This window comes from Micromonospora sp. NPDC005205, assembly GCF_040608275.1.
In the GTDB taxonomy this organism is placed as follows: Bacteria; Actinomycetota; Actinomycetes; order Mycobacteriales; family Micromonosporaceae; genus Micromonospora.
Window position 1 is genome coordinate 14,342 of record NZ_JBEXHV010000013.1, and the last position, 18,587, is coordinate 32,928.

The 18,587-nt window shown below is 72.6% G+C and carries 16 protein-coding genes; 15 read left to right on the forward strand and 1 reads right to left on the reverse strand.

What is annotated here, in order from left to right; genetic code table 11:
* The first annotated feature begins 45 nt into the window (after positions 1–45).
* The 8 genes from steA (at position 46) to ABZU43_RS22540 (ending at position 10,914) form a co-directional block, all read left to right on the forward strand.
* The gene (gene steA / locus ABZU43_RS22505) at positions 46–1,224 is read left to right on the forward strand and encodes a putative cytokinetic ring protein SteA (protein ID WP_355008444.1); all 1,179 of its coding nucleotides are present in this window, start codon (positions 46–48) and stop codon (positions 1,222–1,224) included.
* Between the two features lie 27 nt (positions 1,225–1,251).
* Positions 1,252–2,196, forward strand: coding sequence for a copper transporter (locus ABZU43_RS22510; RefSeq protein ID WP_355008445.1), 945 nt, complete (start codon positions 1,252–1,254; stop codon positions 2,194–2,196).
* 67 nt (positions 2,197–2,263) lie between these two features.
* Positions 2,264–3,130 (forward strand): hypothetical protein, encoded by an 867-nt coding sequence (locus ABZU43_RS22515; RefSeq protein ID WP_355008446.1) that lies wholly within the window; start codon positions 2,264–2,266, stop codon positions 3,128–3,130.
* A 1-nt stretch (position 3,131) separates the two neighbouring features.
* On the forward strand, positions 3,132–4,817 hold the full coding sequence (locus ABZU43_RS22520; protein ID WP_355008447.1) for a lipid II flippase MurJ: 1,686 nt from the start codon (positions 3,132–3,134) through the stop codon (positions 4,815–4,817).
* Positions 4,814–5,983: a glycosyltransferase family 4 protein gene (locus ABZU43_RS22525; protein ID WP_355008448.1), complete on the forward strand. Its 1,170-nt coding sequence runs from the start codon at positions 4,814–4,816 to the stop codon at positions 5,981–5,983. The genes ABZU43_RS22520 and ABZU43_RS22525 overlap by 4 nt, the downstream gene beginning before the upstream one ends.
* Positions 5,983–8,397 carry a hypothetical protein gene (locus ABZU43_RS22530; protein WP_355008636.1) on the forward strand — a complete coding sequence of 805 codons (2,415 nt, stop codon included), beginning with the start codon at positions 5,983–5,985 and terminating at the stop codon, positions 8,395–8,397. Before ABZU43_RS22525 ends, ABZU43_RS22530 begins: the two co-directional genes overlap by 1 nt.
* Before the next feature lie 163 nt (positions 8,398–8,560).
* Positions 8,561–10,312, forward strand: a complete 1,752-nt coding sequence (locus ABZU43_RS22535; RefSeq protein WP_355008449.1) for a CTP synthase — start codon at positions 8,561–8,563, stop codon at positions 10,310–10,312.
* Entirely contained in the window at positions 10,309–10,914 is a 606-nt protein-coding gene (locus ABZU43_RS22540; RefSeq protein ID WP_355008450.1) for an NUDIX hydrolase, read from the forward strand. Before ABZU43_RS22535 ends, ABZU43_RS22540 begins: the two co-directional genes overlap by 4 nt.
* Before the next feature lie 84 nt (positions 10,915–10,998).
* Here the strand turns inward: ABZU43_RS22540 and ABZU43_RS22545 are convergent, their stop codons facing one another.
* Positions 10,999–11,274, reverse strand: a complete 276-nt coding sequence (locus ABZU43_RS22545) for a TM2 domain-containing protein (RefSeq protein WP_355008451.1) — start codon at positions 11,272–11,274, stop codon at positions 10,999–11,001.
* A 292-nt stretch (positions 11,275–11,566) separates the two neighbouring features.
* Here ABZU43_RS22545 and ald point away from each other — a divergent pair, with 292 nt between their 5' ends.
* The 7 genes from ald to cmk all read left to right on the forward strand — a co-directional run bounded on the left by ald (position 11,567) and on the right by cmk (position 18,575).
* Positions 11,567–12,682, forward strand: coding sequence for an alanine dehydrogenase (gene ald, locus ABZU43_RS22550; protein WP_279519840.1), 1,116 nt, complete (start codon positions 11,567–11,569; stop codon positions 12,680–12,682).
* Positions 12,683–12,749: 67 nt separating this feature from the next.
* Positions 12,750–13,715 carry a site-specific tyrosine recombinase XerD gene (locus tag ABZU43_RS22555; RefSeq protein ID WP_355008452.1) on the forward strand — a complete coding sequence of 322 codons (966 nt, stop codon included), beginning with the start codon at positions 12,750–12,752 and terminating at the stop codon, positions 13,713–13,715.
* Positions 13,716–13,894: 179 nt separating this feature from the next.
* Positions 13,895–14,818: a ParA family protein gene (locus ABZU43_RS22560; RefSeq protein WP_124817891.1), complete on the forward strand. Its 924-nt coding sequence runs from the start codon at positions 13,895–13,897 to the stop codon at positions 14,816–14,818.
* Between the two features lie 41 nt (positions 14,819–14,859).
* Positions 14,860–15,906 (forward strand): segregation/condensation protein A, encoded by a 1,047-nt coding sequence (locus tag ABZU43_RS22565; protein ID WP_355008453.1) that lies wholly within the window; start codon positions 14,860–14,862, stop codon positions 15,904–15,906.
* The gene (gene scpB / locus ABZU43_RS22570) at positions 15,899–16,942 is read left to right on the forward strand and encodes an SMC-Scp complex subunit ScpB (RefSeq protein ID WP_355008454.1); all 1,044 of its coding nucleotides are present in this window, start codon (positions 15,899–15,901) and stop codon (positions 16,940–16,942) included. Before ABZU43_RS22565 ends, scpB begins: the two co-directional genes overlap by 8 nt.
* On the forward strand, positions 16,929–17,699 hold the full coding sequence (locus tag ABZU43_RS22575; RefSeq protein WP_238659881.1) for a pseudouridine synthase: 771 nt from the start codon (positions 16,929–16,931) through the stop codon (positions 17,697–17,699). The genes scpB and ABZU43_RS22575 overlap by 14 nt, the downstream gene beginning before the upstream one ends.
* Positions 17,700–17,894: 195 nt before the next feature.
* Positions 17,895–18,575 (forward strand): (d)CMP kinase, encoded by a 681-nt coding sequence (cmk, locus tag ABZU43_RS22580; protein ID WP_355008455.1) that lies wholly within the window; start codon positions 17,895–17,897, stop codon positions 18,573–18,575.
* Positions 18,576–18,587: the final 12 nt, after the last annotated feature.

Below are 18,587 nucleotides of genomic sequence, written 5' to 3' on the forward strand. Positions count from 1 at the left end.
CATGTCGCGACAGAAAAGCCTGCCTCACATGCCAGGATGGTCACGATGCGTCTACCCACGTTGCGCCGGAACCGGAACGCCGAACCGGGCAGAGTCCTCGGCACCGCGCGCCTTGATCGCCGGACGAAACGCCTGGTCGGTCGGCTGCGCCCCGGTGACATCGCGGTCATCGACCACGTCGACCTGGACCGGGTGGCGGCCGACTCGCTCGTCGCCGTCGGGGTCGCGGCGGTGCTCAACGCCAAGCCCTCGGTCTCCGGTCGTTACCCGAACCTGGGCCCGGAGGTGCTGATCGCCGCCGGCATTCCGCTCCTCGACGACCTGGGGGAGGGCGTCTTCGAGCGCATCCGCGAGGGCGACCAGGTGCGCATCGAGGGCAACACGGTCTTCGCCGGTGACGAGCCGGTGGCCCACGGCAGCCTTCAGGACGCTGAGTCGGTCGGCAAGGCGATGGCGGACGCCCGGGAGGGTCTGTCGGTGCAGTTGGAGGCGTTCGCCGCCAACACGATGGACTACCTGCGTCAGGAACGCGACCTGCTGCTCGATGGTGTCGGTGTGCCGGACATCGAGACCCAGATGCAGGGTCGGCACTGCCTGATCGTGGTGCGCGGCTACGACTACAAGGCCGACCTGGATGTGCTTCGCCCGTACATCCGGGAGTTCAAGCCGGTGCTCATCGGCGTCGACGGCGGCGCGGACGCGCTGGTTGAGGCCGGCTACACCCCCGACGTGATTATCGGGGACATGGATTCGGTCACCGACGACGTGCTGCGCTGCGGCGCCGAGGTGATCGTGCACGCATACCCGGACGGGCGCGCGCCGGGCCTGCCCCGGGTCAACGGCCTCGGTGTGCCGGCCATCACATTCCCGGCCGCGGCGACCAGCGAGGACCTGGCCATGTTGCTGGCCGACGAGAAGGGCGCCTCGCTGCTGGTCGCGGTCGGCACCCACGCCACGCTCGTCGAGTTCCTCGACAAGGGCCGCGGCGGGATGGCCTCGACCTTCCTGACCCGGCTGAAGGTCGGCGGCAAGCTGGTCGACGCCAAGGGTGTGAGCCGCCTCTACCGGCAGAGCATCTCCGGGTCCTCGCTGCTGTTGCTCGTGCTCTCGGCGATCGCGGCGATGGCGTCCGCGGTGGCTGTCTCGACCGTCGGGAAGGCGTACCTCGGCGTGGTCGCCGAGTGGTGGGACAATTTCGTGTTCCAGCTGTACCGGCTCTTCTAGTTCCCGACCGATCAAGAGGCTGCAAGCGTGATCAACTTCCGCTACCACGTGGTGTCCCTCACCGCGGTGTTCCTGGCTCTGGCGATCGGCCTGGTGGTCGGCACAGCCGCCCTCAACGGTCCGGTCGCCGACTCGCTCAAGGAGCAGGTCACCGGGCTGCGCAAGGACAACCAGCAGTTGCGTCAGCAGGTCAACAGCATGGAGAAGCAGCTCGGTCTGGAAGAGGAGTTCGCCGAGGAGATCTCCCAGGTCTTCCTGCCCGGCACCCTCACCGGGCGCCGGGTCGTGGTGCTCGGCCTGCCCAACGGGCGCAACCACACCGAGGGCGTGCTCAAGAAGCTCCAGCAGGCCGGCGCCACCATCACCGGTCAGGTCGACCTGCAGGACAAGTTCATCAACCCGGACAACAACTCCAACCTGTTGGAGTTGGCCGTCACCGCGGCCCGCCCGACCGCGCAGACCACTGGCCTGCCGGGCAACGGGCACGGCGTGGAGACCTCCAGCGCGTTGCTGGCAAGCGTCCTGCTGGACCGGTCCCAGGGCGTTACACCGGTCAGCGACGCCGACCGGCGGGCAGTGCTCGCCGCCTACAACAACGCCGGTTACCTGACCACCGACAGCAACAAGGTGACCGCCTCGGCGGAGGCCGTCGTCGTGGTCAGCGGCCAGCCGTACGTCGACAAGGACTCCGACAAGCGGGACGAGTCGGTCGTCAAGGTCGCGGAGCAGTTCGACCGGACCGGTGCGATAGTGGTGGCCGGCAACGGCTCCGCCGGTGGCAACCTGGTTTCCGTGGTCCGCGGTGACCCGGTGCTCTCCCAGACCATCTCCACCGTCGACAACGCCAACACCGTGCAGGGCCAACTGGTCACCAGCCTCGCTCTGGTGCAGCAGCTCACCGAGAAGAAGGCCGGCCAGTACGGCGTCGGCGACAACGCCGCCTCCGGCCTGTTGCCTAGACTGCCCCAGTGAGCGAACGACGTACCCCCGTGTCCGGATCCGACCAGGTGACGCGTGACCGAGCCGGCGAGGTGGCGGCGTGAGCGCCCTGGGTCGGCTGTTGATCGCCGGTGCGGGTGCCGCGGCGGCCCGCTACGCGCTGCGTGAGGCGCGCACCTCGCCGGCCGGGCCCGCGTTGGAACGCACCAACTTCCGTGGCCGCACGGTGAGCCTGGCCGCCGGGCCGGCGCTCGCCGCCGGCGCTGCCGCCGCCGGCGCGTTCGGTGCCACCGGCGGCGCCGCCGGTGGGGCCGCCCTGGTCGCCGGTCTCGGCGCGGGCGGTGTCGGCCTGTACGACGACGTGGTCGGCGCGCGGCCGGAGCAGAAGGCGGCCAAGGGTTTCGCCGGGCACCTCGCCGCGCTGCGCGAGGGGCGGGTCACCGCCGGTCTGGTCAAGGTCGTCGGGGTGGGCGCCGTCGGGCTGGGCGCCGCCGCGCTGCTGGCCGCCGATCCCCGGGTCGCGGCGCACCCGCGCCGGCAGCGGCACGGTGCGTTCGGCCGGGGCGTCGACGTGCTGCTTGGCGCTGGTGTGATCGCCGGCACTGCCAACCTGCTCAACCTGCTCGACCTGCGGCCGGGCCGCGCCCTCAAGTCCGGGCTGTTGCTCGCCGCGCCGCTGACCGGCGGCCCGCAGGGCGGGATCGCCGCAGGGGCGGCCGGCGCTGCCGCCGGTCTGCTCCGCGACGACCTGGCCGAGGACGTGATGCTGGGCGACAGTGGCGCGAACGCGCTCGGGGCGGTGCTCGGCGTCGCGCTCGCCGCCCGGACCGGCCCGCTCGGCCGGGCCGGTCTGCTCGCGGTCCTGGCCGGGCTCACCGCCGCCAGCGAGAAGGTCAGCTTCACGGCGGTGATCCAGCGGACCCCGGGGCTGCGCGAACTCGACGCACTGGGCCGACGCGCCGACTGACGTGACCAGACCGGCACCCCTCGCCGGCGCCGGCCGGCTGGCCGGGGCAGCCGCGCTCATCGCCGTCCTCACCGTGGCCAGCAGACTCGCCGGCTTCGGCCGTACCGCCGTGTTCACCTGGGTGGTCGAGCAGAGCGACCTCGGCGGCATGTACGTCATCGCCAACACGGTGCCGAACATCGTCTTCGAGATCGTCGCGGGCGGGGCGTTGGCCAGCCTGGTCGTGCCACTGCTGGCCGGGGCGGTCGCGGCCGAGGACCGGCGGACGGTGGCGGCGACCACCGGCGCCCTGCTCACCTGGACGGTGAGCCTGCTGGTTCCCCTCGCCGTGCTCGTCGTCCTGTTCGCCGACCCGATCATCTCGCTGATCAGCGAGGGACGATCGGCGGCGGAACTCGCCGCCGGCGCCCGGATGCTGCGCGTGTTCGCCCCGCAGTTGCCGCTTTACGGGATCGGCATCGTACTCACCGGCGTCCTCCAGGCACACCGACGTTTCGCCTGGCCGGTCATCGCGCCGCTGCTGTCCAGCCTCACCGTGGTCGTCGTCTACGTGGCCTTCGGCGCCGCGCAGGGGCGGGGCGTGTCCGTGGCCCAGGTCGGCCGCAGCGGCGAACTGCTCCTCTCCGGCGGCACCACCCTGGGCGTGGTCGTGCTGTCGCTGTCGCTGCTGATCCCGCTGCGGCGGTTGCGGCTACGGCCCCGCTTCGGGTACGCCTTCACCGCTGACGCGCGGGCGCGGATCGGCGGGCTCGCCACGGCCGGGGCGGTGACGGTGGCCGCGCAGCAGATCGCGCTCCTGGTGGTCCTGAACCGGGTCTCCGGGGGTCCTACCGGCTCGCCACAGGTGTTCAACCTGGCCCAGGCGATCTACCTGCTGCCGTGGGCGGTCCTCGCCGTGCCGTTGGCGGTGGCGTCCTATCCCACGCTGGCCACCGCCAGCGCGGCCGGTGACGAGGACGGTTATCGGCGCACCCTCTCCGGCACGGTGCGGGGTGTGCTGCTCTTCAGCTGCCTGGGCGTCGCCGCGTTGATCGGTACGGCGCAGCCGATCGCCGCCCTCTTCTACCCGGACAATCCGGCGTCCACCGCGGCGGCCATCAGCGGGTTCGCGCCGGGACTGCTCGGCTACGGCTTGTTCGCAGTGCTGTCCCGCGCGCTGTACGCACGCGGCGACACCCGCTCGGCGACGGTGGCGATCACCCTCGGCTGGCTGGTCGTTCCGGCTGTGGCGCTGCCGTTGACGGTGCTGCTCCCCACCGCCGACCGGGTGCTCGCGGTGACGGCCGCGAACTCGGTGGGGATGCTGGTGCTGGGCGCCCTGCTGCTCCTGGCGGTGCGGCGCAGCGCCGGCCGTCCCGCTCTCGCGGGAGCGGCACGGGCCGCAGCGGCCGGTGGCCTCGCCGGTGTGCTCGCCGGGCTCGCCGGGCTGGGTCTCAGCCGTTGGCTCGACCAGTCGGACGGCGGCACCCCGACGACGGCGGCGGCGTTCGGTCAGGGCATGCTGTCCGGGGTTCTGGTTGGGGTTGTGTTCCTCGCCGTGGTCTGGTTCGTCGACCGGCGGGACGTACAGCCACTGCTCGCCGGCATGCTGCGGCGTCTGGGCCGGCGGGGGCCGTCCGGCGGTGCGCCGACACCGGGCGCGGGCTCCGCGCAGCGGGGCGACGGGAAGGAGACGGCGACGCGATGACTGAGCCAACTCTGCCCGCCGGCTGGTCGGGCACCGTCGCGTTGGTGCTCGCGTCCAGCACCGGCGGGGTCGGCCAGCACGTCCGTTCGGTGGCCCGTGGCCTCGTCGCGGGCGGCACCACAGTCCTGGTCTGCGGGCCAGCCGCCACTCAGGAGCAGTTCGACTTCACCGGTGTCGGTGCCCGGTTCGAGGCGGTGGAGATCCCGGCGAGCCCGACTCCGGCCGACGCGCGGGCGGTGCTCGCGCTGCGTCGGGTGCTCGCCGACGCCACTGTCGACGTGGTCCACGCGCACGGCCTGCGGGCCGGGTTGGTCGCCGTGCTGGCCCGGCCGACCGTCCCGCTGATCGTCACCTGGCACAACGCGGTGCTCGCCGGGGGACTGCGGGGCGGGGTGTCCCGGCTCGTCGAACGGGTGGTGGCCCGGGGCGTCCGGGTGGCCCTCGGCGCTTCCGCGGACCTGGTGCGACGGGCCGCCGAGGTGGGTGCCGCCGACGCCCGGCTCGCCCCGGTCGCCGCGCCGACGCTGCCCGCGCCGCGTCGACGCCCGGCGGCGGTACGCGCCGAGTTCGGCGTCCGCCCGGACCAGCCGTTGATCGTCTCGGTTGGTCGGTTGCACCCGCAGAAGCGTTACGACGTGCTGATCGACGCGGCGGCCCGCTGGCGTACGCGTACCCCGCCGCCGGTCGTGGTGATCGCGGGCAGCGGGCCGGCGTATCTGCCGCTCGCGGCGCGGACCTCCGCCGCCCGCGCCCCGGTGACCCTGCTGGGGCACCGCACCGACGTGGCCGACCTGCTCGCCGGCGCCGACCTGGCGGTGGTGACCAGCGACTGGGAGGCGCGGCAACTTTTCGCCCAGGAGGCGTTGCGCGCCGGCGTGCCACTGGTGGCCACCGCTGTCGGCGGGCTCCCGGATCTGGTCGGCGACGCCGCCACGCTGGTCCCCGCCGGCGACGTGGACGCCCTCGACGCGGCCGTACGCGCGTTGCTGGACGATCCGGCGGCGCGGGCGGAGTTGGGCCGGCGCGGGACCGAACGGGCGGCGACGTGGCCGACCGAGGCGGACACCGTCGCTTCGCTTGCCGCCCTCTACGCCGAGCTGGCCGGGAACCCCGGCGGTCCGGCGGCCGCCCCGGGCTCCGACGCCCCGAGAACGGGACACCGGTGATGTTGCGCCGAATCGCCCCCGCCCTGTTGACAGTGCTCGTGGTGGCGCTGGGCGTCACCGCGCTCGCCGCCCGCCCACCCCAGGGCGCCCCGCAACGGACCGCCGACTTCGTGGTGCTCGCCGGGGTCGCCGGGCTGCGCTGGGACGACGTGGATCCGCAGAGCACCCCGACGCTGTGGCGGATGGCCCAGGACGGCTCGATCGGCTCCCTGTCGGTGCGTTCCGCGCACCGGCCCACCTGCCCGGTGGACGGCTGGTTGACCCTGGGCGCGGGCAGCTTCGCCGCGTGGAACGGCAGCCGGTCGGTCGACGGTTGCCCGTCGGCGGCGGTGACTGTGGAACAACCCGACGGCATCGGCGCGAACCTGCCCGACCAGGAGAGCGTGGTCCAGTACAACCAGCAGCGGCTGCCCTGGGGCGCCCTGCCCGGCTCGTTGTCGGAGTCGGTGCGGTGCTCCGTCGCCGTCGGCCCGGGCGCGGCAGTGGCCGCCGCCCGACCGTACGGCCGTGTCGACCGGTACGCCTCGGGGCTGCCGGCCGACCCGCGGCCGCTGCTCGGCTCGTGTGTGCTGAGCATCGTCGACCTCGGCACTGTCAAGGGGGCCGACCCGGCCACCCGCGCCGAGGAGGCCCGCGCGGCGGACGCCGAGTTGGCCAGGGTGCTGGCGGCGCGACCCCCACGGTCGTTGGTGCTGGTCGCGGGGATCTCCGACACCACCCAGCCGGCGCGGCTGCACGTGGCGGTCGCCGACGGGCCGGGCTGGGAGCGGGGGTGGCTCACCTCGGCCAGCACCGGCCGGGACGGGTACCTGCAACTTGTCGACCTCGCGCCGACCGCCCTCGCCGCGTTGGGCCGGCCCATGCCGGAGCGGCTCTTCCTCGGCCGTCCGGCGATCAGCACCGGCGGTCGTCCCGCTGATCTGACCGAGGCCATCAACGCGCCGGCGAACGCCGACCGGGAGGCGGCCTCCCAGCGTTCCGTCTCCGGGGTGTTCTTCACGCTGCTCGCCGGGGTGCAGGTGCTGCTGGCCGTCGCGATCCTGCCGTTGCTGCGCCGGGCCCGTCCGCACGCCGGCCCGGCCAGTCCGACGCCCGTCTCCGGGCGGATCGTGGCGGTGATGGAGCTGCTGCTGGTCGCCGCGGCGTTGACGGTGCCGGCGGCGCTGCTGACCGACGCGGTCCCCTGGTGGCGCGGTGAGCACCCCGGGTGGATCTTCGCCGGGGTGACCGCGCTGCTGGTGGCCGCCGGCACCGCGGCGGTGCGGTTCGCCCCCGGGTACGCGAACACCCTCGGGCCGCTGGGAGCGGTGGCCGGCCTCACCACGCTCGTGGTCGGGCTGGACGTGCTCACCGGGGCCCGCCTGCAGCTCAACGGTGTGGTCGGCTACTCCGCGTTGCAGGGCGGCCGGTACGCCGGGCTGAGCACTGTGGGGCTGGGAGTGTTCCTCGCCGGTGCGCTGGTCACCGGCGGCTGGTTCGCGCAGCGGGTGCACCGGGGCTGGCGGCCGGCGGTGATGGTGGCGGTGGGTGGCCTCGCCGTGGTGGTGGTCGGCAGCCCGTATCTGGGCGCCGACCCGGTCGGCGCGATCGCGCTCACCGCCGGGGTGAGCGTCGCCGCCGTGATCAGCGCCGGTGGCTGGTTGACGGTCAGCCGGCTGGCCTGGGCCACCATGGCGGCGCTGGCGGTCGGTATCGGGTTCGCGGTGGTGGACCTGCGGCGTCCGGCCGCGGAGCGGGGCAGCCTGGGCCGGTTCCTCTCCGCGCTCGGTGACGGCACCGGCGGGTTCGCCGTGCACCGCTCCAGCACGGAAAACTTCGAGACGTTGGTCAACAGCCCGCTGACGGTGCTGGCGCTGGCCGCCGGGTTGCTGGTGTGGTTCGCCCTGTTGCAGCCGTGGGGTGGGCTGATGCGGTTGTTCGGCATCTACCCGGCGGTCCGGGCCGCGCTGGCCGGCACCGTGGTCGCCGCGGTGCTCGGTGGTGTGCTCGACGGCGCGGCCCTGGACGTGATGGGTGCTGCCGCCGCCCTGGTGGTGCCGATGGCGGCCCTGGCGTCGCTACGGGTGCTCGGGCACGCCGCGGACCGGACCCGCCCGGTAGCGGCCCGCTCCCGCGCCAACGGCGCCGACGACGACTCGGGGTCCGGCGGGGTCGGCCCGGCCGGTGGCGGTGACGGTCCGACCGGCGGCGGGGGACCGCTGGGTGCCGTGCACCCCCGTCCGATCGCCGGCCCGCCCCCGGGCGCACCGGCGACGGCCGCCCGACCGGTGTCGGACCCTGCGGGCGAGCGCCGGGGGGACGCCGACGAACCGGCCGAGCCGACGGCGAGCCTGTCGACGCCGGACGCCGCGCCGACGGTGCCCGTGCCGCCCCGGCAGGTCCCCCGGTCATCGACGGAGGTTGCCGCGTCCTGAGCGCCGGACCTCGTCCGGATGGCCCGGAGGTGTCGCAGCCGGGGTGCGGCCTGCGGGTACCCGCCCGGGAGGTGTTACCGTCGAATCCCGTGGATCGCGTGATCACTTTGCTGATCAAGCACGGCGGTCTGCATGACCGCGACAGACGACACGGGAGCAGGCCTTGGCCCCATCAGCACGGACGACCAGGCACATTTTCGTCACCGGGGGCGTCGCCTCCTCGCTGGGTAAGGGCCTCACCGCCTCCAGCCTCGGCAACCTGCTGACCGCGCGCGGGCTGCGCGTGGTGATGCAGAAGCTCGACCCCTACCTGAACGTGGACCCGGGGACGATGAACCCGTTCCAGCACGGTGAGGTGTTCGTCACCGAGGACGGCGCCGAGACCGACCTCGACGTCGGGCACTACGAGCGGTTCCTCGACCGGGCGTTGTCCGGTAAGGCGAACGTCACCACCGGTCAGATCTACTCCGACGTGATCGCCAAGGAGCGGCGCGGCGAGTACCTGGGCGACACCGTCCAGGTCATCCCGCACATCACGAACGAGATCAAGTCGCGGATCCTGGCGATGGCCGACCCGGACGAGGACGGCCAGCTGCCCGACGTGGTGATCACCGAGGTCGGTGGCACGGTCGGCGACATCGAGTCGCTGCCGTTCCTGGAGGCGATCCGTCAGGTCCGCCACGACCTGGGCCGCGACAACTGCTTCTACCTGCACGTCTCGCTGGTGCCGTACCTGGCACCGTCGGGTGAGCTGAAGACCAAGCCGACGCAGCACTCGGTGGCGCAGCTGCGCAACATCGGCATCCAGCCGGACGCGATCGTGCTCCGCTGCGACCGGGAGATCCCGGTGAAGCTCAAGGAGAAGCTGTCGCTCTACTGCGACGTGGACGCCGAGGCGGTCGTCGCCGCCCCGGACGCCCCGAGCATCTACGACATCCCGAAGGTGCTGCACCGGGAGGGGCTCGACGCGTACGTGGTGCGCCGGCTCGGCCTCTCCTTCCGGGACGTGGACTGGGCCAGCTGGGACGACCTGCTGGAGCGGGTGCACCGCCCCCGGCACACCGTCACGGTCGCCGTGGTCGGCAAGTACGTCGACCTGCCCGACGCGTACCTGTCGGTGAGTGAGGCGATCCGGGCGGCGGGCTTCGGCCACCGGGCCCGGGTGCAGCTCAAGTGGGTGCCCAGCGACGAGTGCGTCACCCCGGCCGGCGCGGCTGCGGCGTTGGCCGGCGTGGACGGCATCCTCATCCCCGGCGGCTTCGGCGTCCGCGGTATCGAGGGCAAGATCGGCACCGCCCGGTACGCCCGGGAGGCCGGCATCCCGCTGCTCGGCCTCTGCCTCGGCCTGCAGTGCATGACCATCGAGGTGGCCCGGCACCTGGCCGACCTGGACGGCGCGAACTCGGTGGAGTTCGACGAGCAGGCGGCCCACCCGGTCATCGCCACGATGGCCGACCAGGAGGACATCGTCGCCGGTCGGGGTGACCTGGGCGGCACGATGCGGCTGGGCGCGTACCCGGCGACGTTGACCGAGGGCTCGATCGTCGCCGAGGCGTACGGCAGCACCGAGATCAGCGAGCGGCACCGGCACCGCTACGAGGTGAACAACGCCTACCGGGACGCGCTGACCAAGGCGGGCCTGCACATCTCCGGCACCTCGCCGGACGGCCGGCTGGTCGAGTTCATCGAACTGGACCGGAGCCTGCACCCGTTCTTCGTGGCCACCCAGGCGCACCCCGAGTTGAAGAGCCGCCCGACCCGCCCGCACCCGCTGTTCGCCTCGTTCGTCAAGGCCGCGGTGACGTACTCGCAGGCCGACCAGTTGCCGGTCGACCTGGACGCGGCGGCGGAGGCCCCGACGACGCGCAAGGCCGCCCGCAACGGCGCCGCGACGAAGGCGTCGTCGGCGTCGTGAGCGACCTGGAGCACCGCTACGAGGTGCGTTCCCGGCAGGAGCGGTACCGGGGGCGGATCTTCGACGTGGTCACCGAGGAGGTGACCATGCCGGGCGGTGGGACCGGGCTGCGTGACCTCGTCCGGCACGTCGGGGCGGTGGCCGTGGTGGCGCTCGACGACGCCGGCCAGGTGGTGCTGATCCGGCAGTACCGGCACCCGGTCGGGCGGCACCTGTGGGAGCTGCCGGCCGGTCTGATGGACGTCTCCGGCGAGGAGTTGCCGGTGGCCGCGCTGCGGGAGTTGGCCGAGGAGGCCGACCTCACCGCCGAGCGGGTCGACGTGCTGGTGGACCTGCACAGCTCGCCGGGGTTCACCAACGAGATCGTCCGGGTGTTCCTGGCCCGCGACCTCGCCGACGTGCCGGCCGACGAGCGGCACGAGCGCCACGACGAGGAGGCCGACCTCCAGGTCGTCCGGATCGACCTGGACGAGGCGGTCGCCATGGTCGCGGCCGGTGAGATCACCAACGCGTCCGCGGTGGCCGGGCTGCTGGCCGCGGCCCGGGCCCGGGACACCGGCTTCGCGTCTCTGCGTCGGGCGGACGCGCCGCTGCCGCGCTGAGCGTCGCCGCCGGTCCAGCCGGTCGGGGGAGTACGCGCCAAAGGGGCCCCGCGGTCAGCCGCGGGGCCCCTTTCGCTTGCTGGTCTAGGAGTCGCGCAGCGGACGGCCCTGCGCGTCCGTGCCGCCGTTGACCAGGATGAGGATGCCGTCGATGACGCCCCAGAGAGCGCCGACGCCGCAGGTAACCACGCTCACGACGAGCTGGAGGACGGCGATCTTGGTGTGTCCGGTGTAGAACCGACCGGCACCGAAGGTGCCGAGCAGGATGCCGAGGATACCCGCGACGATCTTGCTCTTGTCGGAGACGCCCTGGGGGTACCCCGGCTCGGGGTAACCGGGCTGGTAAGGAGGAGTGGTCATGGGCGGACACATTAGTGATCCACTCGCCGGCTGTCCGCACCGCCGCCCGGCAGATGGGACGATAGTGGTGAAACATTGTCCTGTTGGCTGAGGTGACGCTCGACCGCCGAATCTCGGCGGTGCCCTGACACATCGTCAGGACACCCGGGCACCGGGTGTCACTGTGCTGGCTCGCGGCGGCACCGGGCGCGCCTAGACTGCCGCCGCAGGACCGGTGTACCGCGGCGGCAAAGGGGCCGTCGTGGCACCGAGCAGTCGGGGGAGAGCAGCCCCGAAGAGAGGTGTCTGCATCGTGAAGGTCGGAATCCCACGCGAGGTCAAGAACCACGAGTACCGCGTGGCGATCACGCCAGCGGGTGTCAACGAGTTCACCCGCAGCGGCCACCAGGTCTTCGTCGAGTCCGGCGCCGGGGTTGGCTCCAGCATCACCGACGAGGAGTTCGCCGCCGCCGGCGCGAAGATCCTCGCCACCGCCGACGAGGTGTGGGAGACCGCCGAGCTGGTCCTCAAGGTCAAGGAGCCGATCGCCGAGGAGTACCACCGGATGCGCGAGGGGCAGGTGCTCTTCACCTACCTGCACCTGGCCGCCTCCAAGGAGTGCACCGACGCGCTGATCGACCGCCGGGTCACCGGCATCGCGTACGAGACCGTCGAGCTGCCCGACCGGTCGCTGCCGCTGCTCGCCCCGATGTCCGAGGTCGCCGGCCGGCTCGCCCCGCAGGTGGGCGCCTTCTACATGATGCGCACCGGTGGTGGGCGCGGTGTGCTGCCCGGCGGTGTCTCCGGCGTGTACGCGGCCAAGACCGTGGTCATCGGCGCCGGTGTCTCCGGCATGAACGCCGCCGCGATCGCGCTGGGTCTGCAGTCCGAGGTGCTTCTGCTGGACAAGAACGTGGCCCGGCTGCGGCAGGCCGACGCGATCTACCGGGGCCACCTGCAGACCGTCGCCTCCAACGCGTACGAGGTCGAGCGCGCCGTGCTCGACGCCGACCTGGTCATCGGTGCGGTGCTGGTGCCCGGCGCGAAGGCCCCGACGCTGATCTCCAACGAGCTGGTCTCCCGGATGAAGCCCGGCAGCGTTCTCGTCGACATCGCCATCGACCAGGGCGGCTGCTTCGAGGACTCGCGCCCCACCACGCACGCCGACCCGGTCTACAAGGTCCACGAGTCGATCTTCTACTGCGTGGCGAACATGCCCGGCGCGGTGCCAAACACCAGCACCTACGCGCTGACCAACGTCACCCTGCCGTACGCCCTGGAACTGGCCAACCAGGGCTGGCGCGAGGCGCTGCGCAACGACCCGGCGCTGGCGCTGGGCCTCAACACCCACGCCGGTCAGGTCACCTACGGCCCGGTCGCCGAGGCGCACGGCATGGACGTGCTCCCGCTGGCCGACGTGCTGGCCTGAACGGTGGCGGCCGAGTGGTAGCGAGCCGAGGGGCAGAGCACTGACCGACGGCGTAGCCAGCGCCGGCGTGGGCACACCACCCACGCCGGCGCTGCGCCGTGCCGTTCGCGGGTACCTCGACCACCTGACCGTCGAACGTGGCCTCTCCGCGAACACGCTCGCCTCGTACCGCCGGGATCTGGACCGCTATCTCGCCACCCTGACCGACGCCGGCGTCACCGACCTCGCGTCGGTCGGCGCCGGCCTCGTCGAGTCGCACCTGGCGCGGCTGCGCGCCGGCGACGACGCGCACCCGCCCCTCGCTGTCTCCTCCGCCGCCCGCGCGGCCAGCGCGGTACGCGGCCTGCACCGCTTCGCGCTGCGCGAGGGCCTCACCGGCGCCGATCCGAGCCGCGACGTCCGCCCGCCCACGCCGCCCCGGCGGCTGCCCCGGGCGCTACCTGTCGACGACGTGGTCCGGCTGCTGGAGACCGCCGGCCCGATCACCGCTACCGGCGACGACGCGCCCCTCGCGCTGCGCGACCGGGCGCTGCTGGAGTTCCTGTACGGCACCGGAGCGCGCATCTCCGAAGCGGTCGGCGCCGCCGTGGACGACCTCGACACCGACGACGGCACGGTGCTGCTGCGCGGCAAGGGCGGCCGGGTGCGGCTGGTGCCCATCGGCGGGTACGCCGTCGACGCCGTCAGCGCCTACCTGGTCCGGGCCCGTCCCGGGCTGGCCGCCGCCGGTAGGGGCACCCCGGCGGTGTTCCTCAACGCCCGCGGTGGCGCGCTGTCCCGCCAGGGCGCCTGGGGCATCCTGCGCCGCGCCGCCGACCGGGTCGGGCTGCCCGTGGACGGGCCGGCCGCGGTCTCCCCGCACACTTTGCGCCACTCCTACGCCACGCACCTGCTCGACGGTGGCGCCGACGTCCGGGTGGTCCAGGAGCTGCTCGGCCACGCGTCGGTGACCACCACCCAGGTCTACACGTTGGTCACCGTGGAGCGGCTGCGCGAGGTGTACGCCACCGCCCATCCCCGCGCCCAGGGCTGAACCGGTAGCTGTCGACGCCGACACGCCGGGCCGGTGCCGAACCCCCTGCTGGTCGGTGGCGTACAGTCGGCATCGGCGCGGACCTCCTGGGGCGACACGACCGGGGTGCGCAGCGGCGCCGCGAAGGACGTCGGACGGCTCCGACGCCGGGTGGGTCGTCGGGAGGGGGCAACGAGCACATGGCTGGCAACGGTGACCGTGCCGAGACCTGGACGTCGGAGCTCCGCGAGCAGCAGGCCACGCTCGGCGCGGACCTGGGTCCTGCGGACCCGGCTGCCTACACGATGCGCAAGCCCATTCCCGAGCCGATGCCCACCGACCGGCACGGCCCCGCGCGCATCATCGCGATGGCCAACCAGAAGGGTGGCGTCGGTAAGACGACCACCACCATCAACCTGGGCGCCGCCCTCGCGGAGTACGGCCGCAAGGTGCTGCTCGTCGACTTCGACCCGCAGGGCGCCCTCTCGGTGGGGCTGGGCGTCAACCCGCACAACCTCGACCTGTCCATCTACAACCTGCTCATGCAGGACGACATCCTCGCCGAGGACGTCGTCATCAAGACCGACGTCGCGGGGCTGCACCTGTTGCCGGCCAACATCGACCTCTCCGCCGCCGAGATCCAGCTCGTCAACGAGGTCGCGCGGGAGATGGCCCTGGCCCGGGTGCTGCGCACGGTCCGCAAGGAGTACGACTACATCCTGATCGACTGCCAGCCGTCACTCGGCCTGCTGGCGATCAACGCGTTGACCGTCGCGCACGGCGTGCTCATCCCCCTCGAATGCGAGTTCTTCAGTCTGCGGGGTGTGGCACTGCTGCTGGACACCATCGACAAGGTGCGCGAGCGACTCAACTTCGACCTGGAGCTCGAAGGCATCCTCGCCACCATGTACGACAGCCGCACCACGCACTGCCGCCAGGTCCTCCAGCGGGTGGTCGAGGCGTTCGGCGACAAGGTCTACCAGACGGTCATCACCAAGACGGTGAAGTTCCCCGAGTCGACCGTGGCCGGTGCCCCCATCACGACGATGGACCCGGCCTCCTCCGGGGCACGTAACTACCGTCAGCTGGCCCGCGAGGTGATCGCCGCCCAGTCGGAGCGGTAGCCGGAACGTCCCGTGCCCGCCTCGTGGACTACGGTCGTCCGGTGACCGCGCCACCCCTCGACCCACCCGAGACCGCCGACGCGGCCGTGGTCGACGGTGTGCCGCCGGTCGATCCCGCTGCCACCGGGTTCACGGTGCGGCTGGCCAACTTCACCGGCCCGTTCGACCTGCTGCTGCAACTGATCGGCAAGCACAAACTCGACGTCACCGAGGTGGCCCTGCACACGGTCACCGACGAGTTCATCGCCTACATCAGGGCGATGGGCGACAACTGGGACCTGGACGAGGCCAGCGAGTTCCTGCTCATCGCCGCCACCCTGCTCGACCTGAAGGCCGCCCGGCTGCTGCCCGCCGCCGAGGTTGAGGACGAGGCCGACCTCGCCCTGCTGGAGGCACGGGACCTGCTCTTCGCCCGGCTGTTGCAGTACAAGGCGTACAAGGAGGCGGCGGCGCACATCGCCGAGCTGGAGGCCGTCGGCGGCCGACGCTACCCGCGCGCCGTCAGCCTGGAGGCCCGCTACGCCGAGGCGCTGCCCGACCTGGTGCTCGGCATCGGCCCCCAGCGGCTGCTGAAGCTGGCCGTGAAGGCGATGACCCCGAAGCCGGTGCCGGAGGTCTCCATCGCCCACGTGCACATGGTCCGGGTCAGTGTCCGGGAACACGCGGCGATACTCGCCGCCCGGCTGCGCCGGGCCGGCACCGCCACGTTCTCGCTGCTCTGCGCCGACTGCGAGGCCACCCTGGAGGTGGTGGCCCGGTTCCTCGCGCTGCTGGAGCTGTACCGGGAGGGCCTGGTGTCGTTCGTGCAGGAGCAGGCCCTGGAGGAGCTGACAGTGCGCTGGACCGGCCCGACCGACGGCGACACCGAGCTGCACGTCGACGAGTACGCCGGAGCCCCGGCCGACCCGGAGTCACCGGGGCCTGAACCGGCGGGGGCAGAGCTTGACCCGGCGGGGCCTGGGCTTGCGGGGAGTACGCCTGAGCCGGCTAGGGCTGAGTTTGACCCGGCGGGGGCTGACCTTGTGCCGACGGGGGAGGCCGGCGGGCCGGACGGGACGGGAACGACGGAGGGTGCGCGGGATGAGTGACGAGCAACGTCGGGACTCGCTGGCCGACCAGGCCGCCGCCTGGGTGCCCCCGTGGGATCGTCCCCGCCCGCCCGCCGCCGACACTCCCACGGAGCCGGACGGGTCAGCCGCGTCACCGGAGACCGACGAGCCCGCTGCGGCAGCGCCCGGACCGGAGCCAGAAGCCGCCGAGCCGGACGTGGTCGCGCCGGGCTCTGCGCAGGTTGACCCGGATGGGCGGGGAGCAGACGACGCGGACCCGGGTGAGCCACGTCCTGTCGAGGTGGCCGCAGGTGGGCCCAATCGTCTTGAGGTGGCCGCCGACGAAATGGGCCCGGGTGAGCCGGATCGCGTTGAGGCGGCTGCGGACGACGGGGGCTCGGCGCGCCCGGACCTCGGTGGGGTGACGGACGGCACGGTGGGGGAGTCGGGTGACGCTGCGGGCGTACCCCGGCGGCAGTTGGCGGGACGGCGGCGGGCGACGGTCGTGCCGGAGCCCGCGCCCGAGCTGTCCGACCCTGAGCTGCGCGGCGCGTTGGAGGCGATTCTGCTGGTCGTCGACGAGCCGGTCAGCGAGCTGGTGCTGGCCCAGGTGCTGGAGCAGCCCGCCGAGCGGGTCGGGCCGATCCTCGACGAGATCGCCGCCGGTTACACCGCGGCCGGGCACGGGTTCGAGCTGCGGCGGGCGGCGGGCGGGTGGCGGCTGTACACCCGGCCGGAATACGCTATGTACGTTGAGCGGTTCGTGTTGGACGGGCAGTCCGTGCGGCTGACCCAGGCGGCGCTGGAGACGCTCGCTGTGGTTGCGTACAAGCAGCCGGTGACCCGTTCGCGAATCTCAGCCATCCGGGGTGTGAACTGCGACGGGGTCATCCGTACGCTGGTCACCCGTGGCCTCATCGAGGAGTGCGGCACCGAAACGGACAGTGGGGCGTTCCTCTACCGGACCACCACGTTGTTCCTGGAGAAGCTCGGGCTGAACACCGTCGACGAGCTGCCGCCCCTCGCACCCTTCCTGCCCGACGACGTAGAAGAGCTTGCTGATGCGACCCGATAACCGTTCCCCGAAACCCGACGCGCCCGTCTACGAGGGGGCTGAGCGCCTGCAGAAGGTGCTCGCCGCCGCCGGCGTGGGTTCCCGGCGCGCCTGTGAGGACCTGATCTTCCGCCGCCGGGTCACCGTGGACGGGCGGGTCGCCAAGCTCGGCGACAAGGTCGACCCGGCCACCTCCGTGATCCACGTGGACGGGGAGCGCCTCCAGGTCGACATTCGCCTGGTCTACGTGGCGATGAACAAGCCGCGCGGGGTGGTCACCTCCATGGCTGACGACAAGGGGCGTAACGAGCTGGCCGAGTTCATCGGCAACCGGGTGGAGCAGCGGGTCTACCACGTGGGGCGGCTCGACGCGGACAGTGAGGGCCTGCTGCTGCTCACCAACGACGGCACCCTCGCGCACAAGCTCATGCACCCCTCGTACGAGGTGCTGAAGACCTACCTGGCCGAGGTGGTCGGGCCGATCCCGCGCAACCTGAGCAAGCGGCTGCTGGCCGGCGTCGAGCTGGAGGACGGGCCGGTCAAGGTCGACTCGTTCAAGGTGGTGGACACCCTGGGTAAATCCGCCCAGGTGGAGCTGAGCCTGCACGAAGGCCGCAAGCACATCGTCCGACGGCTGATGGAGGAGGTCGGGCACCCTGTCACCCGGCTGGTGCGTACCTCGATCGGTCCTATCCGGCTGGGTGAACTGCGGACCGGACGGATCCGGCGGTTGACCAACGCCGAGGTCGCCGCCCTGTTCAACGCGGTGGGTGACTGACCCCCGAGTTCGGGGTACGGCAGCCGGTAGGCTCCACCGATGGCCGGGACGCGGCCGCCCGGGTGGCGTGGGTCGCCTCCGGCGGCGTCGCGCGCAGGTCCGCTAATGGACCCGGGCATGATTGATGACGATTGACAACCGCTTGCGGCGCCAGATCACCGGGCGATCCGCGAGGTACGGGCTGAGGAGGACACGGTGGAGGAAAACGTACGGACCGGGCGATGTGTGGTCGCTGTGGACGGGCCGTCCGGGTCGGGTAAGTCCACCGTGTCGCGGCGCCTCGCCGCGAGCATCGGTGCGCGCTACCTGGACACCGGGGCGATGTACCGGGCGATCACGTGGGCCGTGCTGCGCTCCGGCGTGGATCTCACCGATACCGCGTCGGTGGCGAAGGTCGCCGGCGAGGTCAACCTGCGCATCGGCACCCACCCGCAGGGGTACGCCGTGACCATCGACGGGGTCGGCGTGGATGCCGACATCCGTGGCGCCGAGGTGACCGGCGCGGTTTCCGCTGTCGCCGCCGTGCCGGCTGTCCGTGAGCTGCTCGTCAACCGGCAGCGCGAGATGATCGCCAACGCTGGTCGGATGGTGGTCGAGGGTCGCGACATCGGCTCGGTCGTGGCGCCGGACGCCGACCTGAAGGTCTTCCTGACCGCCTCCGAGGCGGCCCGTGCCGCCCGGCGCAGCGCCGAGGACGCCGCCGACGTGGCGGCCACGGCCGCCGATCTGGCCCGGCGGGACCATCTCGACTCGACCCGCAAGGTCAACCCGCTGACCCAGGCGCCCGACGCGGTGGTGCTGGACACCACCGAGCTGGGCATCGACGAGGTCGTGGCGCGGCTGCGCGACATGCTCACCGAGCGGGGCGTGGCATGAGCGAGCGTAGCG